This window comes from Streptomyces sp. NBC_01622, assembly GCF_045209635.1.
Lineage (GTDB): Bacteria > Actinomycetota > Actinomycetes > Streptomycetales > Streptomycetaceae > Streptomyces.
On the sequence record NZ_CP109293.1, the window covers coordinates 8428288 to 8450844 of the forward strand.

The window sequence follows — 22557 nt, forward strand, 5'->3', positions numbered from 1 at the left end:
CTTCCGCACGTCAGGGATGGCGGTGCTCCGGCGGCCGGTACGGCGGGATGTCGGGGCCCGGCTGGTAGTGCGGGCCCTGGCGCATATGTCTGAGGATCATGGTCATGTCGATCGTGACGACCAGCCACAGCACCCCGCAGGCCGCCGCCCAGCCGGGGCGCCCGGCGAGCGCGAACGCCGCTGTGCCGAAGATCGCCCAGACCAGCCCCCACACGCTCAGCCAGAACCGCGCCCGCAGCGGGCTGCGCGCGGTCGTCGGCTCACTGCCCGTACGCATCAGGATCACTACTCCTCCTTGAAACGTACTCTTCGGATCGGACGTTCTCCACAGGTAGGAGACCCGACAGGGAGGGGAAACGCACTGTGCTGCCGGACGCCGAGGAACTGCCCGAGATCCTGCTCGACCTCGCCGTACCCCACGAGGACATCAACGAACTGGTCCGACTGCGCCGGGTGCTGGCGCGCGACACCGACGCGATGCGGCTCCTGGAGGAGTGCGTCGAGGCGCTGGTGAAGGACATCGGGGAGCACGGCCACTGGACCCGGCTCACCGAGCTGCTCCTCGCCCGGCTGCCCGAGGCACCGCCGGAGATCGGCGCCTACTTCTCCGTGTACGTGTTCGTCGCCGCGCTGCCCGCCACGCGCGCGTACCACCTCGAACGCGACATCCCCGCCGACATCTCCCGGCACACCCTCGCCGACCTGGGACGCAACATCGCGGTCAACCACAAGCGGTACGGCGGGGGAGGCGTACCGATCCCGCAGTGGCTCGTCCCGCACTTCCGCGGCGAGCTGTACCAGCTGGGGCGACTGCAGTACGAACGGGCGCGGCTCGGGGAACGCACCGCGCGGGGGCTCGCGGCGGCCGGACTGGACGTCGAGCCGGGGACACCCTGCCTGAACCTGCACATCCCCGACTTCCAGGGACCGCTCTCGCCGGCCGCCTGCGACCGCTCGCTCGACCTGGCCCGCCCGTTCTTCGCCCGGCACTTCCCCGAGGAACGTCACGCGGTCGCGGTCTGCCACTCCTGGCTGCTGGACCGGCAGTTGAAGCGACACCTCCCGGCCGGCTCGAACATCGTCCACTTCCAGGAGCGGTTCCGGGTGGCCTACGACGACACGGAGCCGGCCGACGCCGATCCCGTCCAGTTCGTGTTCGGCAACTCCGATCTGCCGGTGGCGACCCTGCCTCGGCGTACGTCCGTGGAGCGGGTCGTCGGGGATCATCTGCGGGCGGGCGGACACTGGTACCTCGGGCACGGGTGGTTCCCGCTCTGAGCCCTGGCCCGCCGTCCGGGTCCGGCAGCTTCCGCTCCAATTCCGGCAGGTTCCGCTCCAACTCCGCTCCAACGGTTGCCTCTCCAAAGGGAATTGACTCGTACGGGTGAACCAGTGCGAGTCGGGAACGGACGTGCGGACGCGGGCCGTTGGACGGGCATGCGACTCGAAATGCGTGAGGGGTACGAGGGGACAGGACCCGGGGCGATCACCCCGGACGGCTGCGCGGTGGAGCTGTACTCACGGCTGCCCGTGGGAGCGGAGCCGGACATCATCACGGCGGCCGTGCCGGCGGGCGCGCGCATCCTGGAGCTGGGCAGCGGAGTGGGACGGGTGACCCATCCCCTCCTGGAGCGAGGGTTCACGGTCACGGCGGTCGACGAGTCCGCCGAGATGCTGGAGCGGGTCCGGGGCGCGCGCACGATATGCAGCCCGATCGAGAACCTCGACCTGGGCGAGACCTTCGACGCCGTGATGCTGGCGTCGTTCCTGGTGCACGCCGGGGACGAGGAGGTACGGCGCGGACTGCTGCGGACCTGTGTACGGCATGTCGCGGCGGGCGGCTGTGTGCTGATCCAGCGGGAGGGCGAGGACTACCACTCGAACCTGCCGCGCGAGCGCGTCGACCCCAGCGGCTTCACCCTGCGGATCGTGTCGGCGGAGCCGGTCGGCGACGGCGTCGACTCCGTCCGCGCGGAGTATGTGTTCCCGGACGCGGTCTGGACCCAGACATTCCTGTCCCGGCCGTTGACGAAGGAGCAGTTCGAGGAGGCGCTCGCGGAGGCGGGACTGAAGGTGGACAGCTATCTGACACCGGACCGGGTGTGGGTGCGGGCGGTGCCGATGGACTGACAGCGCCGGATGTCACCGTTGCGTGCCCCGGCGGGTGTTGTGGCGGGCGGTGCCGTGTGCTCCGCGGTGCGGGTCGGGCGTTTCGCCGGGGGAGTTGGAGGTGGGCAGATCGCGCAGCCGTTCCAGCTCGCGGCGGTCCCGCTTGGTGGGGCGGCCGGTGCCGCGGTCGCGGATACCGGCCGGAGCCACGGTCTCGCGGGGCGGGGGCGGCGGGGAGTTGTCCACATAGCACTCGGCGGCGACGGGAGCGCCGACCCGTTTGCGGATGACGCGCTTCACGACGACGATCCGTTCCCAGCCCTCGTGGCGCAGGCGTACCTCGTCGCCGACGCGGACGGAGTGGGCGGGCTTCACCCGCTCGCCATTGACGCGGACGTGGCCGCCCTTGCAGGCGGCGGCGCCCATGGAGCGGGTCTTGACCAGACGGACGGACCAGATCCAGCTGTCGACGCGGACGCTCTCGCCGTTCGAGGGACCGGCGGCCACGGCGGCTGCCGCGGCATCCCCCTGCGGTTCGGGTGCGGGGCGATGGTCGTCGGTCTCGTCGCTCACGTCGCTCTCGTGCACGCCCTCGGAAGCCATGCCGCGATTTTAGTCCCCGGGGGACAGCGGGCAGTGGCAGTTGCCGATGCTGCTGGTCAGGGTGATCCGCGGCTGCCCGGTGCTCGGCGCGGTCCGCACCGGAGTCCGTACGGTGATCGCCGGAGCCCGTACGGTGAGGGGATGAACCTGTCCGACCTCGATCGGAGGATCACCGGCTGCCGGGCCTGCCCCCGGCTGGTCGCCTGGCGCGAGGAGGTCGCCCGCACCAAACGCGCGGCCTTCGCCGACTGGACGTACTGGGGCCGCCCGGTACCCGGCTTCGGTCCCGCCGACGCACCCCTGCTGATCATCGGCCTCGCCCCGGCCGCGCACGGTGCGAACCGGACCGGCCGCATGTTCACGGGTGATCGCTCCGGGGACGTACTGTACGAGGCCCTGTACGACGTGGGTCTCGCCTCGCAGCCGACCGCCGTGAGTGCCGACGACGGCCTGGAGCTGTACGGCGTGCGCATCACCTCGCCGGTGCGCTGCGCGCCGCCCGCCAACAAGCCCACCCCCGAGGAGCGGGACACCTGCCGCTCCTGGCTCGTCGACGAACTGACGCTGCTGCGGCCGACGTTGAAGGCCGCGATCGTGCTCGGCGGCTTCGGCTGGCAGGCCGCGTTGCCCGCGTTCGCGGCGGCGGGGTGGGCCGTGCCGAGGCCGCGACCGGTGTTCGGGCACGGGGTGCGAGTGTCGCTCGACGGCCTCGACCTCTTCGGCTGCTTCCACGTCAGCCAGCGCAACACCTTCACCGGGAAGCTCACCCCCGCGATGCTGCGGGACGTGCTGCGCACGGCGGCCGGGGCGGCGGGGCTGCCGACCGCGCCATAACCGGTGGCAGGGGTTTCGCGGCGGACGTTAGGGTCGCCGGATGGGCCTGTATCCGGAGATCGAACCGTACGACCACGGCATGCTCGACGTCGGAGACGGCAACCTCGTCTACTGGGAGACCTGCGGAAACCCGCACGGCAAGCCGGCGGTCGTGCTGCACGGCGGCCCGGGATCGGGCTGTTCGCCTTACCCCCGGCGCTTCTTCGACCCCGCCGCCTACCGGATCGTGCTGCTCGACCAGCGCGGGTGCGGACGCTCCACCCCGCACGCGAGCGCCTACGACACCGACATGAGCGTGAACACGACGGCTCACCTGATCGCCGATCTGGAGCTGCTGCGACGGTACTTGGGGATCGAACGATGGCTGGTGCGGGGCGCGTCATGGGGGTCGGTGCTCGGACTGCGGTACGCGCAGACGCATCCCGAAGCGGTGTCCGAGCTGGTGCTGACCTGCGTCGCCACCGGATCCAATCGCGAAGTGGCCTTGCTGACCAGGGGACTTGGGAAACTCTTCCCGGAGGCGTTCGAATGGTTCGTCGGTGAACTGCCCGTGGGGGAACGCGACGGGAACCTCGCCGCCGCCTTCAACCAGCTCATCGAGTCTCCCGACCGGGCGGTGCGGGAGCGGGCGGCACGTGCGTGGACCGACTGGGAGACGGCGATCATCCCCGCCCCACCGCGCTCCGAAAAGCGGTACGAGGACCCGGAGTTCCGTATGTGCTTCGCCCGCACCGTCACGCACTACTTCGGCAACGACCACTTTCTCGGCGAGGACAACGACGAGGGCGTCGTGCTCCGGGACGCGCACCTGCTCAAAGGCATCCCCGGCACCCTCGTCCAAGGCAGCCTCGACCTCGGCAACCTTCTCGGTATCGTCTGGCGGCTTCAACATGCCTGGCCCGAGAGCGAGTTGGTGATCGTGGACGAGGCCGGGCACGATGCGAGCGCGCCCGGTGTCGCGGAGGCGCTGGTGGCGGCGACGGACAAGTACGCCCGCCGTTAGCCAAGTTGGTCGGCTAGCCCAGTTCGTCACCGAAGAGGTGGCGCACCGTGGAGCGGTAGTTCGCCTGGACGTGGCTGAGGGCGTGGGCGCGGGCGCGGTCCGGGTCGCCGGAGGCGATCGCCTCGTACAACTCCTCGTGCTCGGTGAGGAGTTGGGGCCACTCCTCGTTCTGCCGGGTGAGCCAGCGCAGTCGGCCGTCGACCGGTTCCATGACCGAGATCAGCAGGCTGTTGCCGGCCAGCGCCAGGATGCGGTCGTGGAAGCGGGTGTTGACATCGGTGATCGCCTCGGCGTCGTCGGACCTGGTGGCCTCCGCCGCGCTGTCCAGCAGCTCCCGTAGTTCGGCGAGTGCTTGAGGAGTGGCGCGGGACGCGGCGAGCCCGGCCGCGTACACCTCCAGCGCCTCGCGCAGCTCGAACAGTTCCTTGACGTCGGTCGGGGTCAGCCGTCGTACGACCGTGCGGCGCGCCGACTCGAACAGGACGAAGCCCTCCGCGACCAGGGCCCGGATCGCCTCCCGGACCGGCACCCGCGAGACCCCGAAGCGTTCGGCCAGTTCGCGCTCCACCAGTCGGTCTCCGGGACGGAGGCGACCGGCGATGATGTCCTGCCGCAGGGTCGCCAGGACGCGTTCGCGCACCGCCCCGAGGGGTTCGATCTTCGCTGTCATGGAGCTCATGGGGCCATCTTCGCCGACTCCGGGGGTCTTTTACGGAGCGTTAACAGTGGGGACATCGGTCGGAACGGTTGACGGGAGGACTATGACCGAAGTTTGGTATACCAAACGACGTCGACGGCCGTCCTGTTTCCCCCTTCTCCCACCCCACCCCCCACCCCTCCTCGCACCTCCGTCCCCTTGCCCTGGAGGCCCCGTGTCCCTCGCCGACCGTGCCGAAGCCACCGGTACACCAGCGTTCGTCCCCGACCCCCGGCTCACCAACGAAGACCTCGCCCCCGCCGACAAGCGCAACTGGAAGGTCTTCGACCTCTTCGCCATGTGGATGTCGGACGTCCACAACCTCGGCAACTACACCTTCGCCGCGGGCCTGCTGGTCCTCGGCATGAACGTCTGGCAGGTCTTCACCTCCCTCCTCGTCGGCTTCGTGCTCATCTACGTCGGCATGAACTGGATGGGGAAGATCGGACAGGCGCACGGCGTCCCGTTCCCGGTCGTCAGCCGCATCAGCTTCGGCGTGTGGGGTGCCAACATCCCGGCCCTGATCCGGGCCGTGATCGCCATCATGTGGTACGGCATCCAGACCTACCTGGCCTCCGTCGCCGTCAACGTGATGCTGCTGGCCGCCTGGCCGGGGCTGGAATCCTGGACTCACCACTCCTTCCTGGGACTTGACGCCCTCGGCTGGGTCTCCTTCGTGACCCTGTGGCTGATCCAGGCGGTGATCATCAGTCAAGGCATGGAGTCAGTACGGAAGTTCCAGGACTTCTGCGGCCCGGCGATCTGGCTGGTGATGATCGCGCTGGCCATCTGGGTGCTGGCGAAGGCCGGTTGGTCGATCTCGCTGACCTCCACCCCGCACCCGGTCTCGTTCGGCGAGCAGTGGCGTCAGTGGTTCGGCGCGATCGGCCTGATCCTCGCCACCTACGGCACGCTGATGCTCAACTTCTGCGACTTCTCCCGCTTCGCGCCGGACTACAAGACCGTCCGCCGCGGCAACTTCTGGGGCCTGCCCATCAACTCCACGGCGTTCGTGGTCGTTTCGGTGATCGTCACGGCCGGCTCGCTGGAGGTCTGGGGCCAAGCCATTACCGACCCGGCCGAGTTGGTCGCCAAGGTCGGCAACACCTGGGTGATGGTGCTGGGCGCGTTCACGTTCGCCGTCGCCACCATGGGCGTCAACATCGTCGCCAACTTCGTCTCCCCGGCGTACGACCTGGCCAACGTCTGGCCGCAGAAGATCACCTTCAAGATCGGCGGAATGATCAGCACGGTCGCGGCACTGGTCGTCACTCCGTGGAACCTCTTCTCGAACCCCACGGTCGTCAACTACTTCCTCGGTGGCCTCGGCGCCTTCCTGGGCCCGCTGTTCGGCGTGATCATGGTCGACTACTACTGGGTGAAGCGCGGCCGTATCGACGTCGACGAACTCTTCGACGCGACCCCCGGTTCCCGCTACTACTACCGCAAGGGCGTCAACCCCAAGGCCCTGTGGGCGTTCCTGCCCTCGGCGGGCGTCGCGGCCGTACTCGCACTGGTGAAGACGTTCAGCGATGTCGCCCCGTACTCCTGGTTCATCGGCACGGCACTCGGCGCCGGCCTGTACCTGCTGATCTGCCGCTCCGAGCGAGCCGCCGCCGAACCCGCCCTCAAGCCGGTGGAGGTCTGAGCGGAGTGCGCATCGTCGTCACCAACTGCAACACCACGCAGGAGATGACCGAAGAGATCGTACGAGGTGCCCGGGCCGCCGCAGGCCCGGGCACCACCGTGACCGGACTGACCCCCGCCTGGGGACCGGAGTCGGCGGAGGGATGGCTCGACAGCTACCTCTCGGCGGCGGCCGTCATGGACCTGCTGCGGACATACGACGGCCCGTCCTACGACGCGGTCGTCATGGCCGGCTTCGGGGAGCACGGACGGGAAGGCGTCCGGGAGTTGGTGGACGTACCGGTCGTCGACATCACCGAGGCGGCTGCCCATCTGGCCTGTCTGCTGGGCCGCCGGTACGGCGTCGTCACCACGCTGGAACGCTCGTGCGGCCAGATCGAGGACAGCCTGGAGTTGGCGGGGGTGGGTCGCAACTGCGCGGCGGTCGTGGGGACGGGGCTGAGCGTGCTCGACCTGGGGGACGACGGGGAACGGACAGAGACGGCGTTCCTCGCGGCGGCCGAGCGGGCCCGGGAGGCCGGGGCCGAGGTGCTGGTGCTGGGCTGCGCCGGAATGACGGGGCTGCAACGGGCGGTGGGGGAGAAGCTGGGACTGCCGGTGGTGGACGGGGTCGGCGCGGCGGTGAAGCTGGCGGAGTCGCTGGTCGGGCTGGGGCTGAGGACGAGCAGGGCGGGGAGCTATGCGAGCCCGGTACCGAAGAAACGGACCTGGGGGCGGCGCCCCTGAAGGGGCGCGGGGCTGTATCGATATGCGGCTCCGCAGCGCGGGCGCGACCAGCCACGACGGCGCCGCAGTCGCCGGACAGCACGTCGCACCCCTCTCGGTAGCGCGCATCGCATCCGTAGGGGTGATCTTGCAGCGACCTGACCGACGCCACAGCGACTCGCGGACCGACCCCCGCAGACTCCCGGAAGGACGAATCACCACCGGCGAGAACGGAGTCACCCTTGCCCACGCCGGTACGCCGAGCCCTTCTCGCCACACTCCTCACAGGACTCTGCTGTGCTGGGGCGACTCGCGAAGTACCGGAACCCTTCTGGACCGATCCCGACTCCCGAGCCGCGCAGCAAGCGACCACCTGGCGCGAGGACGGCCGAACAGCCGACGCCGCGTTGCTGGACCGTATCGCCGGCAGGCCGGTCGCGGAGTGGCTCAACGGCCCGAACCCCGGCGCCGTCGTGCGGGCCCGCACCACGGCCGCCGTCCGCACCGGCCGCGTCGCCGTACTCGTGGCGTACTACATCCCGAACCGCGACTGCGGCCAGTACTCCCTGGGCGGCGCCTCCACCGCGGCTGCCTACCGCGCCTGGATCGACGAGTTCGCGACCGCGCTCGGTGACCGGGGCGCCTACGTCATCGTCGAACCGGACGCCGTCGCTCAGGTGGTCGCCGACTGCACCCGGGTCGTGGCGAACGACCGCTACGCCCTGCTCGCGTACGCCGTCTACCGCCTCAAACGCCAGCCGCGCACCCACGTCTACCTCGACGCCGGCAACTCCGGCTGGATCCCCGAGGCCTGGCGACTGGTCGACGCGCTGAAGGCGTCCGGGGTCGCCCGTGCCGACGGGGTTGCCCTGAATGTCTCCAACTTCCGGACGGACAAGGTGAGTTCGGCGTACGGCGACCAGCTCTCCAAGGACCTCGCGGGCAAGCACTACGTCATCGACACCAGCCGCAACGGCAACGGCCCCTACTCCGGCACCGACGCGTGGTGCAATCCGCCGGGCCGCGCACTGGACACCCCGCCGACGACCCGCACGGACAACCCCCTTCTCGACGCCTACCTGTGGATCAAACGCCCCGGTGAGTCCGACGGCACCTGCCGGGGCGGCCCGGCAGCGGGCCAGTGGTGGCCGTCGTGCGCCTTGGAACTGGCCCGCAACGCAGGCCCCTGACCTAGGACTTGGGCTCCCACACGTACCGCACGTCCGGCTCCCGTTCCTCGTTGCTGCTGCCGTCCGTGAACTCGACGGCGACGAAGCCGTGCCGCTCGTAGAACCGGTGGGCGGGCTTGTTGACCTGGAAGGTCCACAGCTGCAGGCCCACCGGACTCCGCTCCTTTGCCAGCTCCACGAACCGGTCCCCGAGGCCGCGCCCGCGCCAGTCCGGATCGAGGTAGAGCTGCGACAGCAGACCGCCGTTGAGCACCATCAGCCCCACGACTCCGCCACCGTCCCCCGCGTCGGCCACCCAGACCTCGCGCAGCGGCACGACGACGTCCCGGAAGTATTCGCGCACGTCGTCGGCGGACCGCGGGCTGACAACGGTCGGCAGTGCGGCGGCGAAGGACCGCAACCACACGTCGGCGGCGGGACGCGCGTCGGGGGCGGTCGCCCGGCGGAGGGCGACGACGGTCTCGGGGTCGGGATTCACGGCCGCGCCACCTCTTCCGGTACGGACGATGCGACCGGTACGGCTGGTACGACGGCTGTCGCCGTGATCTCCACGAGCTGCCCGGTGTACCCGAGGCAGGCCACGCCGACGAGCGTGGACGAGTGCGGCCCCACGCTCAGCCCGGATGCCTCGACCACCTCCCACACGGCGGACAGCACCGAGGGCTCACTACTCACGACGTACACGTCCGTCGCCACGACATGCCCCAAGTCGCTGCCGACCGCCCGCAGTTGCTCACCCAGATTCACCAGCACCCGCTCGGCCTGCCGCACCGCGTCCCCCTCACCGACCACCTTGCCGTCGGCGCCGAGCGGCACGGCCCCGGCAAGGAAGGCGAGCTTCGTACCGGCTTCGACGACGGTGGCATGGGAGTACGTGGGCGGTGGGAAGAGGGCCGGGGCGGTGACGCGTTCGAGCACGGGGGCTCCCAGGGATCGGTCGATCGACAATCGGCGGTCGGCGCGGCGCGGAGGGCAGCCGATCACAGGGACGACGCTGATCGCACCCCAATTTTCGCGGAGACGCGGAGACTCCGAAGGCGGAGGGGCAGGGATACGGGCTCTCCACTCGCCGGCCGTCCTCCCGTGCCACCCGCTCGAAGACCCCGATCTTGCGGCCCAGGTGGTGGTGGACGGTCCGCTGCCCGTGGCCGGCCAAGGGTGCCGGGAACATCGCCCAGGCATGTCATTCCGGAGGTGGACCGCACTCCCGTTCAGACAGCCGGCGTTCGCACTCCTGTGCAAGGAGCGGGTACGCCTCGGTGATGGCCACGTAGAGCCGCCGCCGGAGCAACTCCTCGGCCGCGGCCCGCCCGGCACTCCCGAGCCCGTGCAGAAGGTCGTCGTAGCGAAGCAACCGGTGACGCAGATAGTCGACCTTCCACCGGTCGAGCGCGGCGGGATCGGTGCTCTCGACCGCCGCGGGATCCGCCGAGGGTGCCCCTCGCTCGTATCCCCCGGACTCACGTCCCCCCTCCTCACCCCGCCGATCGCGGTGCTCGACCGCCAGTCCCGCCAGCTCGCAGCCGCCGACACGGCCCGGAACTCCTCACTCCGCTCGGCGGCCTCGACCCGCTCCACGCAGTACAGACGGGTCCGCGGGGCCGCCCGGAAATGCGGATTCACCCGGAACTGATCTGGTCCACCGAGCAGTTGACGCACCATCCCGGCTGTCCATCCCCGAGCGCGCAACCCGGCCAATGAGAGCTGTGTACGAGCGGCCCGTGCGTCGTCGCCGCCCGCCGACCCCTGCTCCTGCCCGTTCTCATTCGTTTCGTACGGTGCCATCGACCGCTCCCTCGTGGTGACTCTCAGTGACCACTCAAGTGAAGCGTGTGCCACTGACAATCGGCCCGACGGCTTCACGCGACGCCCCTTCACCGCTGCCTGGCCGCAGGCCGAGGCGATGCGCACCGAACTGACCACACTGCGCGAGCCGTTGCTCCTGCGTGAAGGAGGACGCGGCCGACACCACCCCGCTGCCCGACAGCAGCGCGTCCGACACCGCCAAGTCGGAGGAGCGCACTGTGGAACGTCGACGTCTCTTGGCCGTGCTGGCCGTCGTCACCGGCTGCTCGACCCATGACGACAAGGCCGAACTCCCCCACTCGGTATCCTCCGGATCCCCCGATGGGGCACGCCACGCCGTCGAGGCTTACGTGGACGCCCTCAACTCCCGCAGCGCCACCGGTCTGATCAAGCTCGTCGGGGTCAAGGACGAGAGCTGGTCCCGGCAGGAGGCCGCGCAGATCTCCTCGACCGACAGGCCCGCTTCCTGACACCACGGAAAGCAGCCTCCCCGCGCCGAGGGTCGGACTACCGTGGAGTCTTGAACTGCGCGGAAAGGGGCTGGACTTGGTGGATGCGAAGCTGTCCCCACCCACGTCGGCGGGTGGCACCGCGTTGGTGACGCACATGGTGAGCTGCGGCTGGGGGCAGCTGGCTCCCGAGTCGGACGTGCGGGCCATGGGGTCCGTCCAGTGACCATCGAAGACGAGACGTTCCTCGGCGGAGTCGCGGACCTTCTCGCCGAATTGCCGACCGTGCGAGCAGTCGCCCTGGGTGGCTCCCGCGCCCAGGACACCCACCGCCCCGACAGCGACTGGGACTTGGCGGTCTACTACCGCGGCCCCTTCGACCCCGCCGAACTCCGCGCCCTCGGCTGGGAGGGGGAGGTCTCAGAGGTCGGCGGCTGGGGCGGGGGAGTCTTCAACGGGGGTGCCTGGCTGACCGTCGACGGGCGGCGGGTCGACGTGCACTATCGCGATCTGGACGTGGTGGAGCGGGAGTTGGCGGAGGCGGTGGAAGGGCGTTTCCGGGTGGAGCCGTTGTTGTTCCATCTCGCAGGAATCCCCAGCTACTTGGTCGTCGCCGAACTCGCGATCAACCATGTGCTGCGGGGTGAACTGCCCCGCCCCGACACGTATCCCGAGAAACTGCGGCACTCCGCCGCCGAACGCTGGCACGGCACCGCCCGCGCCACCCTCGCGTATGCGCGGGACAACCACGCGCCGAAGGGCCGCCTCACCGAGGTCGCCGGCGCGCTCGCCGTGGCCGCCGTACAGGCCGGGCACGGTGTGCTGGCGGGGCGCGGGGAGTGGGTGACGAACGAGAAGCGGCTGCTGGAGCGGGCCGGGCTGCGGCGCGTCGACGACATCGTGGCGGGGCTGCGCCCGGAACCGGAGGCGCTCACCCGTGCGGTCTCCGACGCGGAAGCAGTTCTCCAGGCGCTGCGCGCATAAGGAAGCGGAAGCTGTGTTCCGGGCGTTGCGTTCATAAAGAAAGCCCCCCACCGGCCAACCTTCACACCCCCGAAATACCACCGGCCCGTTCCGCACAAGTCCCCGAACTACCGTGGACACACAGCCTCAGTCTCCGCCCCGGCCACCGTCGCCCGAAGGCACACCCCGCCCTCGTCAAGACAGGAGCCCTGTGTCCCGTCGTACCGTCGCGGTCTCCCTTCCACCCTGGCTCGCCCACACGCTCCGGGCCCAGCGCGGGCCGGTTCCCTGGAGCGCGGTCACGCGGGGGGCGCTGTCCGCCGGGCCGCTTCTCCTCGTCGCCGTGCTCGTCGGGCGTACGTCCCTCGGGGTGCTGGCCGCGCTCGGGGCGATGCTCGCCGGGATCAACGACCGGCCCGGCAGTCGGCGGGCCTCCGTCAAGCGGCTCGGCGGGCCCGCCCTCGCGGGCGCCTCGGGGCTGCTCGTCGGGACCTATGCCGGGGAGCATGTCGGAGCTGTCACGCTGACGCTTCTCCTCACCGGGATCGGGCTGGTCGCAGGCGGGTTCAGCGCCATCGGGCCGGTCGCGTCCGGTGCCGGTACGCAACTGCTCGTCGCCTCCGCCATCGGTGCCGGGATGCCCCTGCCCGAACCGGGCTGGCAGCGGGCCCTCGCGTTTCTCGCCGGGGCCGCCTGGCTGGTCGGGCTGCGGCTGGCACTGCCCACGCCCGGGGCCATCGCCGGCGACTACCGCTTCGACGGCGAGCGGGACGCCGTAGCCGCCGTGTACGACGCGATCGCCGCGCTGCTCGACGCCACCGGCGGTCCGGAGGCGACGGCCCGGCGCGCCGCGCTCACCGCCGCTCTCGATCACGCGCAGGACGCCCTTGCCGGGCCCCGGTTGCGGCGGTACGCCAGTTCCGCGGCCGAGCGGCGGCTGCACGGGCAGTACGCCGCCGCGCTGCCGCTGGCCGAGGCCGCGACCGCGCTCGCCTGGGCGGGGGAGGCGGTGTCGGCCCGGGTGGGCGAAGGGCCGCGTCGACTCGCCGCCGCCGTGCGCGACAACGCGCACACCGGGCCGCTGCCCGCCCCGAACCGTTCCGCGCCCGCGCTGCGCGCCCTCGACGACGCCCTGCTGCACGCCGCCGACGCCTTCGACCAGGCGGAGGGGAGTGATCTGCACACGCGGAGGCGGACGGCAACTGATCTGCTTCGTACGGCATTTGGGGCCGGAGGGCGGGAGTACGGGCTGCGGGTCGCCCTCTGCTTCGGGGCCAGTGCCGGTGTCGCGCAGGCCTTGCACCAGGCCCGCTGGTACGGGCTGCACGAGCACTGGTACTGGTTGCCCGCCACCGCCGTCTTCCTCGTCAAGCCCGACCTCGGACCGCTCGCCTCCCGGGTGCTGTGCCGGGCGGCGGGGACCGTGCTGGGGGCGCTGCTCTTCGCCGGGTTCGCCGCCGTGCTGCCCCGGCCCGAGGGGCTCGTCGCGCTCGTGGCGCTCAGCGGGGCGCTCATTCCCGTCGCCACCCGGCACTTCGCCGCGCAGACCGCCGTCGTCACCGTCCTCGTGCTCTCCCTCGTGATGGTCGGCGGCGAACCGCAGGCCTCCGCAGGCCGGATCGGGGAGACGCTGATGGCCTGCGCGATCGTGCTGATCGTCGGGCATCTGCCGATGCCGGGGAAGAGCGGCGGGGGAGTGCGCGCCCGGCTCGCGGCGGCGGGCGACGCCGCGCACGCCTACCTCGTACACGTGCTGAGCGAGTCCGGCGACCGCGCCGAGCGCTGGACCCTGCGCCGCGAGGCCTACCGCACGCTCGCCGAGGCCCGCGGCGCCATCGCCGTCTCGGCAGCCGAACTCCCCGCCCTCGCCCGGCACACGGAGGGCACCGACGAGGTCGCCGCCGTCCTCGAACGGCTCGTCGACACCACCACCGCCTGCGCCGTCCACCTCGACGACACGGGACGGCTCACCCGTCGGCACATCGAGCAACTCACCGAACTGCTGGAGGAGTTCGAGCGGGGGCGGGGACGGGTCGGGCTGCGCGCCATCGAACTCCCGGTCGCGGTATAGCCACTTGGACCGTCCCGGTCACTCCACCCGCACCCACACCGGTGCGTGGTCCGACCCCGGCGCCTCGCGCCGCGCCGCCGGATCCGGTCCCACGGACGGCAGTTGGGGCGCTTGCGCACCGGGCAGTCCCGTCCCCGCCGCCGTCACCCGGTGCACCAGGTGATGGCTGGCCAGAATGTGGTCGATCAGTTCGCGGCGCCCGGAGTCGATCCGGGAGTAGCGCTGGTCGGCGGGGATGAGCGGGGCCACGTCCCACAGCCGGACCGCGTCGCCCTGGTCCGGCCGGTCGTAGCCGGGTGTGCCGATCTCGGAGCCGGGCGGGCCGAGCAGGATCTGTGTGGTGGCCGCCTGCACCTCGTCGTTCATGTCGCCGAGTACCGCCACGTCCCGGGTACGGCCGTCACCGGCCAGCAGTTCGTCGGCCAGCGCCCGCAGGGTCGCCGCCTCGGCGGCCCGCCGGTAGAGGGCGTAGGCGCCGTACCGGGCCCGTTCACCCTCGTCGTGGGGGAAGAAACGGTTCCCCGGGTACGTCAGCAGCTTCGACTTCAGATGGGCGACCGCTACGGTCAGCGCGCCGGTGTCCGTCGTGACCTCCACCGCCAGGAAGCCGCGGCCCGCGGCCGACTCCTGGCCGCCCGAGTCGTCGGACTGCACCGGGCGAAACTTCGCCGGGAACGCGTTTGTGTCGGCGATCACCTGTGGTGCTGTACGGCTGAGGAAGCCGACCCGGATGCCCCGGCCGTCCGGATGCGTGGACAGGGCGATGTGCCACTCGCCGGTCAGCATCCCGGCCAAGTCCTGGAGCGCCTCGGGCTCCCCGACCTCCTGGACGCCCAGCAACACCGGGTCCAGCTCCGTGATCACCGCGGCCAGGGCGGCGAGTTTCGTCTCGTAGGTGGCCTTGTCCTTGGGGCCGAACGGGCCGCCGGGACGGTACAGGTTCTCCAGGTTCCAGGTGCCGAGGAGCATGTCGGGCTCCTTCCAGAAGCCTTGTCCTGAGCCAAGGGTGCTGGCCCGGACCGGTCCGGGCCAGCGCAACGCCGGGATGAGCGGTTCGGCTCACGCGACGCGAGGACGGCGTCGTACGTTGGCGTGATGAGGCCCTCTCGAACCGAAGCTGCCGCCGATCTCATCATCACCCGATGCATCGTCCTCGTGCACGACGATCAAGAGCGGATCGGGTTCCGGGAGGACGCCGCGATCGTCGTACGGGACGGGCTCGTCGCGTCGGTGACGAGCGCGGCGGACGTGGCCGGCCTCGCCGCCGTCGAACACCTCGACGCGCGCGGGCAGGTCGCCATGCCGGGGCTGATCAACTGCCACACCCACGCGCCGATGGTCGCGCTGCGCGGGCTCGCAGAGGACCTGCCCACGGAGGAGTGGTTCAACGACGTCGTCTGGCCCGTCGAGTCCAACCTCACCGAAAAAGACGTGGAGTTGGGGGCGCGGCTCGCCTGCGCCGAGATGGTCCGCGCCGGGGTCACCTGCTTCGCCGACCACTACTTCTCGATGGACACGGTCGCCGCCGTGGTCGCCGAGTGCGGGATCCGCGCCCACCTCGGCGAGGCCTACTTCTCCTCCCAGGGACCTCAAGGCCGGGAGAAGTCGGTGGAGTTCGCGCTACGGCACCGGGGCTCGGCCGACGGCCGCATCACCACCTCCCTCGCCCCGCACGCCCCGTACACCGTGACCGACGCCGACCTCGCCGCCACCACCCGACTCGCCCTGGAACACGGCCTCCCCGTCCACCTCCACGCCGCCGAGAACCGCGACCAGACCGACACCAGCCTCGCCCGCCACGGCGTCACTCCGATCGAAGTCCTCGACCGCACCGGCCTGTTGGGCACCGACCTGCTCATCGCCCACGGCACCGGCATCATCGACCGCGACCTGCCCGTCCTGGAGCGCGCGACCGGCCGTGTCGCGGTCGCCACCGCACCCCGCGGCTACCTCAAGTTCGGCTGGCCCGACACCACTCCGATCCGCGCCCTGCGCGCCATCGGCATCCCGGTCGGACTGGCCACGGACGGCGCCGCCTCCAACAACTCCCTCGACGTGTGGGAGTCGATGGCCCTCACGTCCCTCGTCCAGAAGTCGACCGAGGGCGACCCGCGCTGGCTGACGTCCCGTCAGGCGCTGCACCACGCCACCCTCCAGAGTGCCCGGGCGGTCGGACTGGGTGACTCGATCGGGTCCATCGCGCCGGGGCGGCGGGCGGACCTGATCCTCGTCGACCTCACCGGTCCGCACACCCAGCCCGTCCACGACCTCGCCGCCACCCTCGTGCACAGCGCCCGCTCCGCCGACGTCCGCACCACGATCGTCGACGGCCGGGTCCTGATGCGCGACCGAGAGCTGCTGACCCTCGATGTGCCCGCCGTCGTACGGGAGTTGGGGGATCGGCTGCCCGCGCTCGTCGACCGGAGCCACGGCCGGCGCATTCAGGAATACGACACCTGAGCTGCCTCTAGGCTGTCCTCCATGGATCTCGCGGACGGCCTTCTCGACCACCCGTACGACGTGTACCGGCGCCTGCGCGACAGCGCCCCCGTGCACCGCATCGCCGGCCCCGACGGCACCCCCGCCTGGCTCGTCACCCGGTACGAGGACGTCCGGGCGGCGCTGGCCGACCCGCGGCTCTCGCTGGACAAGAGGCATGCCACGGCCGGGACTTACAAGGGGTTCGCGCTGCCGCCCGCGCTCGACGCGAACCTCCTCAACATGGACCCGCCGGACCACACCCGCGTCCGCCGCCTGGTCGGCCGTGCCTTCACCCCGCGCCGAACCGAGCAGCTCCGTACGCCCGTTCGGCGCACCGCCGACCAACTCCTCGACGCACTGGGGGAGAACGGCGACACCGACCTCATCGCCTCCTACGCCGCGCCCCTGCCCATCACCGTCATCTGCGACCTGCTCGGCGTGCCCGACCGGCACCGGCGGGACTTCCGGGTGTGGACCGACACCCTGGTCGCGCCCGCCCCCGGGACACCGCCCGAGGCCGGCAAGCAGGCGATCGTCGCGATGCTCGGCTTCTTCACCCGACTCCTCGCCGACAAACGGGAGGAGCCCGGCGACGACCTGCTCTCCGACCTGACCGCCGTACGCGACGAGGGCGACCGGCTCAGCGAGGACGAGCTGATGTCGCTGGCCTTCCTGATCCTCTTCGCCGGGTACGAGAACACGGTTCAGCTCATCGGGAACGCCATGCTCGCTCTGCTGCAACACCCCGAGCAACTGGCCGCGTTGCGCAAGGACCCCACCCAAATCCCGGCCGCCGTGGAGGAGTTCCTGCGCTACGAAGGGCCCGCGCTGCTCGCCATCCGGCGCTTCCCCGTCGAGGACGTCACCATCGGCGGGGTCACCATCCCCGCCGGCGAGACGGTCTGGGTGTCCGCGTCCGCCGCGAACCGCGACCCGGACCGCTTCCCCGACCCGGACCGGCTCGACCTCACCCGCGACACCACCGGGCATCTCGCGCTGGGCCACGGCATCCACTACTGTCTGGGCGCGCCGCTGGCCCGCGCCGAGACCGAGATCGCGCTCGCCGCCCTGCTGGAGCGCTTCCCCCGGCTGGAGCTGGGGGAGGGCGAGGTGCGGTGGCGGCCCTCGCTGCGCGCGCGGGGACTGCTCGCGCTCCCGGTGTCGTACGCGACGAATCTCTAGAAGTTTCTGACGAATCTCCAGAAGTTTCTCGCGGCAGCGATGAGTTCCGGTCCGTGCTCCGGTCCACCCCTCAACGGACCGTTGTCACAGGAGGGCCCATGTCGCTTCCGGAGATCGTCTCGCGTGTGCAGTGGCGCGCGGCGCGCGAGGAACTGCTCGGCAAGGAGAAGGCGGCCACGCGCGCGCGGGACGCGCTCAACACCGAGCGGCGCGGGCTGCCCATGGTGGAGATCGACAAGGAATATCTCTTCGAGGGCGGCGACGGGAAGGCCACCCTGCTCGACCTCTTCGAAGGGCGCGGCCAACTCGTCGTCTACCACTTCATGTTCGCGCCCGAGTGGGAGGCGGGCTGCCGCAGCTGCTCGGCATTCCTCGACCAGATCGGACATCTCGCCCATCTGAAGGCGCGCGGCACTACGTTCGCCGCCGTGTCGAGGGCGCCGTACACGAAGATCCTGCCGTTCAAGGCGCGGATGGGGTGGACGGTGCCCTGGTACTCGTCCTTCGGAGGGGAGTTCAACTGGGACTTCGACGTGACGCTCGTCGGGGACGGGGAGCCCGTCGAGCGGCCCGGGGTCAGCTGCTTCCTGCGGGACCGCGACCGGGTGTTCCACACCTACTCGACCTACGAGCGCGGGCTCGACGGGCTCGGTTCGACCACGTCCTTCCTGGACCTGACCGCGCTGGGGCGGCAGGAGGAGTGGGAGCAGCCGAAGGGGCGCGCATCGGCGCTCGGGGCCCCCGCGGGCAGCGAGCGCATCCGCTATCACGACGAGTACGAGGACTGAGACGAGTACGGGGACCGCATACCTTAAACCTGTTACGGGAACCTGTGCCGAAGATGTGTGGCCAGGTGTCGACTATGTCTCAGTACCGTCACTTCGCGAGCCGTTCACCGTACTGTCGGCGTTTAACTCTACGAGGCTTCACGAAGCTCTCCGAGTTCAGCACGACAGGGAGGTACAGGGTGAACGGGCGAACGGTGCTTCAGCGTTTTCCCGCCGGCGGGCCGCGTGGCTCGTGGCCGGCGGAGGAGTTCGCGCAGGCACGCCGTCTGGAAGGGCTGCCCGCCGAGGTCGTCATGGACATCGCGACCGACATGTTTCTGGTGATCGTGCGGAGCGCCGGCACCGTGGACGTGGCTGCCTGACCCGTCAGCCCGCCTTCGGGGCGGGCACCTTCGCCGTGAACTGGTCCGCCTGTAACGCGTACAGCTCCGCGTAGACACCGCCGCTGAGCAGGAGTTCGTCGGGCGTCCCGGACTCCACCAGCCGCCCCTGGTCGAGGACGTGCACCAGATCCGCGTGGCGTACGGACGCCAGCCGGTGGGTGATCAGGACGACCGTCTGTCCGGTGCCTGCCAGCGCGCGGATCTTCTCGAAGACCTCCAGCTCGGCACGGGCGTCGAGGGCCGCGGTCGGCTCGTCCACGATCAGGATGCGGCCCTTGCGGTAGGCGGCCCGGGCGATACCGAGGCGCTGCCACTGGCCGCCCGACAGTTCGTGTCCGCCGCTGAAGTTGCGGGCCAGCAGGGTGTCCAGGCCGCGCGGCAGATCCGCGATCACCTCCTCGGCACCGGCCTCGGCGAGCGCACCGGCCAGCCGCTCCTCGGTGAGCGGCGCGGCGGACCGCCCGATGGCCACGTTGACGCGGGCCGTGAACGGCCACCGCTTGAAGTTCTGCGCCACCATCGCGATCCGGTCGGCCAGTTGGTGCCGGTCCGCCGTCGCCGCGTCGACGCCGTCCCACAGGATCCGGCCCCGGTCCGGCCGGTACAGCCCGGCCAGCAGCTTGACCAGGGTCGTCTTGCCGGAGCCGTTCTCGCCGACCAGCGCGATGATCCGGCCGAGCGGCAGCCTGAGCGTGACGTCGTCGAGCGCGGGGTGGGTGGACTCGCCCGGGTAGCTGAACGTGACGTTCTCGAAGCGGATCTCCCGCGGCTCCTCGGGCAGCGCCGCCCCGCCGACCGGAATCGCCCGCTCGGCCGCCTCCTCGTACAGCTTCTGCAGATCGCCCACGAACAGGGCCTCCTCGTGCAGCTGGTTCACCGCAAGCACCAGCGTGTCGAGGCTCCCGGAACCGGTGCGGATCGCGATCACCGCCGTACCCGCCACCGACAGCGCCATCGCACCGGACAGCAGCAGCCCGCCCAGCGTCGCGTACGTCGCCGCCGTCGCGAGGCCCGTCCAGGTCGCCGCGATCAGACCGGTACGGGCCGCGAGCCGGGCCAGCCGGGCCTGCTCCGCCTCCGCGCTCTCCGACATCGCGTGGAAGTGGCGCAGCAGGAACGGGCCGACCCCGTGGACCCGGATCTCCGGCGCCGCCTCCGGTTCGGTGAGCAGACCGCTGATGAGATGGCCGGCGCGGGCGTGCTGCACCCAGATGTGGAACGACTCGTAGCGGCGGCGCGCGTTCGTCAGGGCACCCCACGCGCTCGGCAGCGTCATCGTCACCAGCAGCGGGAGCAGCGCCGGATGCAGCACGGTCAGCACACCGGCCGCCGCGATCAGCGAGATCACCGCGTTCATCACCCGCGTCGCCAGCGAGATCATCCGGCGGGCCGAGGAGGCACCGTACTGCGCGGTGTCCAGCAGCTTGTGGAACGCGTGGTCCTCGATCGCGGCCAGCTCCACGGCCGCCGCCCGCTCCAGATACAGCTCGGTGGCGACCCGCTCCACCTTCGGCTCCAGCCGGCCCGTCGCATACGTCGACGCGGCCCGCAGCAGCGCGCCCACCAGCAGCACGGCGGCCATCGTGACCAGCGCCGGCACCGCACCGTGCAGCCGGTCCGCGATCGCGCCGCCGGTGATCAGCCGCCCCAGCACGCTGTTGACCGCGAGCAGACTCACCGCCTGCGTGACACCCCGGCCCGCCTCGGCGGCCAGCACGATCCGCGCGGCCCGTGGATCGGCCTGCCAGGCCAGCCGGAAACTCGACCCCAGCATCGCCGGCAACCGCGTCACCATGGCCCGGAAGCCCAGCTCCAGGAACGCGTCGGTGTGCTGGTTCCATCCCATGTCGTAGCGCAAGGGCCCACCGAAGAGCAGCTGCTCCGACGCGGACGGCCCCGCCTGCCCCGAGTCACCCTTGCTTCCCACCGTCGACCTCCCCCGATAGCGGACGAACGGCCACTATCGCGGGGCGGGGCGGTGTGGGGGAGAGCGCGTGGGAAGGGGTTTGCGGACGCGCGGGCGTACGCCGGGAGAGGCTGCGATGGGCGTGCCCCGTCAGGGGCGCGGGGCTGTGTCGATATGCGGCTCCGCCGCGTGGGCGCGCCCAGCCCCCACCGAACCCGCAGACGAAAAACCGCCCACCCCGCGGAGCGCTACGCGCTAATGGGCCGCGACCAGGAAGGCGTAGCCCCCGTCACCCGGCAAACAGCCAGATACAACGGAATCGGCGGCGTATACGGCAGCTTGCCGTCAGGCCGATGAATGAGGCCGGGCGCGCGCGGCGCGTCCGGCACCAGCGCGCCGGTGGTGTATCGCGCCGGCGCCGGCCAGTCCAGGGCGTAGTCGGAGTCGGACGGCACGATCCACCACCAGTGCGCCTCGTCGGCGTAGACACAGCCGACGCGCGGCAGCCGGGGCAGGACCAGCGGTCCGAAACGGGCGGGCACCGCCACGGCGTCGCAGCCGAGCGGGGCCGTCATGCCTTCGGGGACGGGCAGTCGCCGGGGCGTGCCCGGTCCGTGCAGCGCGCGCCCCAGACGGACCAGCGTGTCGAGACTGAGTACCTGGCCGGGACCGGATGCGCCGCTCAGACCCATGCGACCCCCGACCCGAAGTCCCCGAACCCGCCGACATCCCCGGTGCCCGCCGTGTCCGCGGAGTCCGGGAGGTCGCCGGCGTCCAGGTGGCCCCGGCCTCTGGAGGTTCCTGTGTCCTCCCGGCCCGGCTCCCCGAAGTGTCCGGCGACCTCCCGGCTCCGGTGTACGGAGCCGGTCCCGCTGCCGGGACCCACCCCGTTTCCGTGTTCCCGGCCCCCGAAGCCGCCGAGATCCAGGCCTCCGAAGCCGCCGGCACCCCCATGCCCGCGGGAGGCATCCCCATGCCCCCGTCCCGGAAATACGCCCAGATTCTCGAAGGCCCCGAAGTGTGCCGTCGCCTCGTCCTCGTCGCCCGTACCGCCCGACGGCACCGGTTTGGGTCGTGCGCCCCACCCCAGGTCGTTGCGCGGTATGGAACTGTCGTGGCCGGGGGCCGGGTGGAGGCCGTGGGTCGGGTCGGCCTGCCGGGGCAGGTCGGCCCAGACGAGCAGGCCGGGTCCGTGTTCCTTTGCGCCCCAGGCCCGGCACAGCGCGTCGATGAGAAGCAATCCCCTCCCGTGCTCCTCGTCGGGCCGCTGCGGGGACGGATGCGGCTCGCCAGGAGCACAGCCCTCGTCACGGACGGCTATCCGCACCAGGTCGTCGCCGTCGTGCAGCTCGCAGACTATGTGGCTGCTCGCGGTGTGCACGATGGCGTTGGTGACCAGCTCGGAGACGACCAGAACCGCCGTGTCGCAGGTGTCCTCGCACACGGACCAGCCGGACAGCCGGGCCCGCGTCAGGCGTCTCGCCTGGGCGGGGGAACCCGGATGGGCGGCCAGCTCGAACCGGAACCGGCGCTCGGCAGCGGCCCCACCTGGGGCGGCTCCCGTGGCGGCACCGAGACCGAGGAGGCCTGCGGCGGCGTCTGTTCCTAAGGGCGCGGACGGAATCACGCTTGCAACTATCGCCCCGCCGTGAACACTTGGCAAGTGTCACTATGAAAAATGCAGAGTGCCGTATGACGCTCTGCACGGTCGTGGCACACTGCTCGCAACAGAACGTCGCG

24 protein-coding genes and 1 pseudogene are annotated in these 22557 nt (G+C 71.1%); 16 read left to right on the top strand and 9 right to left on the bottom strand.

Annotated elements, in window-relative coordinates; all coding sequences use genetic code 11:
- Positions 1 to 10 precede the first annotated feature (10 nt).
- The gene (locus tag OH768_RS38990) at positions 11 to 277 is read right to left on the bottom strand and encodes a DUF6343 family protein (RefSeq protein WP_406460900.1); all 267 of its coding nucleotides are present in this window, start codon (positions 275 to 277) and stop codon (positions 11 to 13) included.
- An 86-nt stretch (positions 278 to 363) separates the two neighbouring features.
- Here OH768_RS38990 and OH768_RS38995 point away from each other — a divergent pair, with 86 nt between their 5' ends.
- Together OH768_RS38995 and OH768_RS39000 are read left to right on the top strand one after the other, a co-directional pair.
- The gene (locus OH768_RS38995) at positions 364 to 1278 is read left to right on the top strand and encodes an acyltransferase domain-containing protein (protein WP_406460902.1); all 915 of its coding nucleotides are present in this window, start codon (positions 364 to 366) and stop codon (positions 1276 to 1278) included.
- A gap of 159 nt (positions 1279 to 1437) precedes the next feature.
- Positions 1438 to 2130, top strand: a complete 693-nt coding sequence (locus tag OH768_RS39000) for a class I SAM-dependent methyltransferase (protein ID WP_406460903.1) — start codon at positions 1438 to 1440, stop codon at positions 2128 to 2130.
- 12 nt (positions 2131 to 2142) lie between these two features.
- Here the strand turns inward: OH768_RS39000 and OH768_RS39005 are convergent, their stop codons facing one another.
- Entirely contained in the window at positions 2143 to 2712 is a 570-nt protein-coding gene (locus OH768_RS39005; protein WP_406460905.1) for an RNA-binding S4 domain-containing protein, read from the bottom strand.
- Between the two features lie 141 nt (positions 2713 to 2853).
- Between OH768_RS39005 and OH768_RS39010 the strand changes: the two genes are divergently transcribed.
- Together OH768_RS39010 and pip are read left to right on the top strand one after the other, a co-directional pair.
- Positions 2854 to 3546: a uracil-DNA glycosylase gene (locus OH768_RS39010; RefSeq protein WP_406460907.1), complete on the top strand. Its 693-nt coding sequence runs from the start codon at positions 2854 to 2856 to the stop codon at positions 3544 to 3546.
- A 40-nt stretch (positions 3547 to 3586) separates the two neighbouring features.
- The gene (gene pip, locus OH768_RS39015) at positions 3587 to 4549 is read left to right on the top strand and encodes a prolyl aminopeptidase (protein WP_406460909.1); all 963 of its coding nucleotides are present in this window, start codon (positions 3587 to 3589) and stop codon (positions 4547 to 4549) included.
- Between the two features lie 13 nt (positions 4550 to 4562).
- Here the strand turns inward: pip and OH768_RS39020 are convergent, their stop codons facing one another.
- Positions 4563 to 5228 carry a GntR family transcriptional regulator gene (locus tag OH768_RS39020; protein WP_362980081.1) on the bottom strand — a complete coding sequence of 222 codons (666 nt, stop codon included), beginning with the start codon at positions 5226 to 5228 and terminating at the stop codon, positions 4563 to 4565.
- 193 nt (positions 5229 to 5421) lie between these two features.
- On the opposite strand from OH768_RS39020, the gene OH768_RS39025 reads away from it, so the two are divergent.
- From OH768_RS39025 to OH768_RS39035, 3 genes are all read left to right on the top strand, one after another.
- On the top strand, positions 5422 to 6894 hold the full coding sequence (locus OH768_RS39025; protein WP_406460911.1) for an NCS1 family nucleobase:cation symporter-1: 1473 nt from the start codon (positions 5422 to 5424) through the stop codon (positions 6892 to 6894).
- Between the two features lie 5 nt (positions 6895 to 6899).
- Positions 6900 to 7619 (top strand): aspartate/glutamate racemase family protein, encoded by a 720-nt coding sequence (locus OH768_RS39030; protein ID WP_406460913.1) that lies wholly within the window; start codon positions 6900 to 6902, stop codon positions 7617 to 7619.
- A gap of 221 nt (positions 7620 to 7840) precedes the next feature.
- Positions 7841 to 8788: a glycoside hydrolase family 6 protein gene (locus OH768_RS39035; RefSeq protein ID WP_406460915.1), complete on the top strand. Its 948-nt coding sequence runs from the start codon at positions 7841 to 7843 to the stop codon at positions 8786 to 8788.
- Position 8789: 1 nt separating this feature from the next.
- On the opposite strand, the gene OH768_RS39040 is transcribed toward OH768_RS39035, so the two are convergent.
- The gene (locus OH768_RS39040) at positions 8790 to 9266 is read right to left on the bottom strand and encodes a GNAT family N-acetyltransferase (protein WP_406460916.1); all 477 of its coding nucleotides are present in this window, start codon (positions 9264 to 9266) and stop codon (positions 8790 to 8792) included.
- The gene (locus OH768_RS39045) at positions 9263 to 9706 is read right to left on the bottom strand and encodes a RidA family protein (protein ID WP_406460918.1); all 444 of its coding nucleotides are present in this window, start codon (positions 9704 to 9706) and stop codon (positions 9263 to 9265) included. Before OH768_RS39045 ends, OH768_RS39040 begins: the two co-directional genes overlap by 4 nt.
- Before the next feature lie 262 nt (positions 9707 to 9968).
- Here OH768_RS39045 and OH768_RS39050 point away from each other — a divergent pair, with 262 nt between their 5' ends.
- The 5 genes from OH768_RS39050 (at position 9969) to OH768_RS39070 (ending at position 14077) form a co-directional block, all read left to right on the top strand.
- Complete coding sequence (locus OH768_RS39050) at positions 9969 to 10421, top strand: hypothetical protein (RefSeq protein ID WP_406460920.1); 453 nt, start codon at positions 9969 to 9971, stop codon at positions 10419 to 10421.
- A gap of 313 nt (positions 10422 to 10734) precedes the next feature.
- Entirely contained in the window at positions 10735 to 11064 is a 330-nt protein-coding gene (locus OH768_RS39055) for a hypothetical protein (protein ID WP_406460922.1), read from the top strand.
- Between the two features lie 76 nt (positions 11065 to 11140).
- Positions 11141 to 11269 (top strand): hypothetical protein, encoded by a 129-nt coding sequence (locus OH768_RS39060; protein ID WP_406460923.1) that lies wholly within the window; start codon positions 11141 to 11143, stop codon positions 11267 to 11269.
- Positions 11266 to 12027: a nucleotidyltransferase domain-containing protein gene (locus OH768_RS39065; RefSeq protein ID WP_406460925.1), complete on the top strand. Its 762-nt coding sequence runs from the start codon at positions 11266 to 11268 to the stop codon at positions 12025 to 12027. The genes OH768_RS39060 and OH768_RS39065 overlap by 4 nt, the downstream gene beginning before the upstream one ends.
- A gap of 190 nt (positions 12028 to 12217) precedes the next feature.
- Positions 12218 to 14077, top strand: a complete 1860-nt coding sequence (locus OH768_RS39070) for an FUSC family protein (protein WP_406460927.1) — start codon at positions 12218 to 12220, stop codon at positions 14075 to 14077.
- Positions 14078 to 14095: 18 nt separating this feature from the next.
- On the opposite strand, the gene OH768_RS39075 is transcribed toward OH768_RS39070, so the two are convergent.
- A complete protein-coding gene (locus tag OH768_RS39075) occupies positions 14096 to 15046 on the bottom strand; it encodes an endonuclease/exonuclease/phosphatase family protein (RefSeq protein WP_406460929.1) in 951 nt (316 codons plus the stop codon).
- A 126-nt stretch (positions 15047 to 15172) separates the two neighbouring features.
- Here OH768_RS39075 and OH768_RS39080 point away from each other — a divergent pair, with 126 nt between their 5' ends.
- The 4 genes from OH768_RS39080 (at position 15173) to OH768_RS39095 (ending at position 18890) form a co-directional block, all read left to right on the top strand.
- Entirely contained in the window at positions 15173 to 16537 is a 1365-nt protein-coding gene (locus OH768_RS39080) for an amidohydrolase (protein ID WP_406460930.1), read from the top strand.
- A gap of 21 nt (positions 16538 to 16558) precedes the next feature.
- Entirely contained in the window at positions 16559 to 17740 is a 1182-nt protein-coding gene (locus tag OH768_RS39085) for a cytochrome P450 (protein WP_406460932.1), read from the top strand.
- A 98-nt stretch (positions 17741 to 17838) separates the two neighbouring features.
- Positions 17839 to 18528: a DUF899 domain-containing protein gene (locus OH768_RS39090; protein ID WP_406460934.1), complete on the top strand. Its 690-nt coding sequence runs from the start codon at positions 17839 to 17841 to the stop codon at positions 18526 to 18528.
- A 179-nt stretch (positions 18529 to 18707) separates the two neighbouring features.
- Positions 18708 to 18890 carry a hypothetical protein gene (locus tag OH768_RS39095; RefSeq protein WP_406460935.1) on the top strand — a complete coding sequence of 61 codons (183 nt, stop codon included), beginning with the start codon at positions 18708 to 18710 and terminating at the stop codon, positions 18888 to 18890.
- A gap of 4 nt (positions 18891 to 18894) precedes the next feature.
- Here the strand turns inward: OH768_RS39095 and OH768_RS39100 are convergent, their stop codons facing one another.
- The 3 genes and pseudogenes from OH768_RS39100 to OH768_RS39110 all read right to left on the bottom strand — a co-directional run.
- Positions 18895 to 20838, bottom strand: coding sequence for an ABC transporter ATP-binding protein (locus tag OH768_RS39100; protein WP_406460937.1), 1944 nt, complete (start codon positions 20836 to 20838; stop codon positions 18895 to 18897).
- A gap of 227 nt (positions 20839 to 21065) precedes the next feature.
- Positions 21066 to 21509 carry a hypothetical protein gene (locus tag OH768_RS39105; RefSeq protein WP_406460939.1) on the bottom strand — a complete coding sequence of 148 codons (444 nt, stop codon included), beginning with the start codon at positions 21507 to 21509 and terminating at the stop codon, positions 21066 to 21068.
- A gap of 335 nt (positions 21510 to 21844) precedes the next feature.
- Positions 21845 to 22480: pseudogene (locus OH768_RS39110) on the bottom strand (ATP-binding protein); the annotation flags it as partial.
- Positions 22481 to 22557 lie beyond the last annotated feature (77 nt).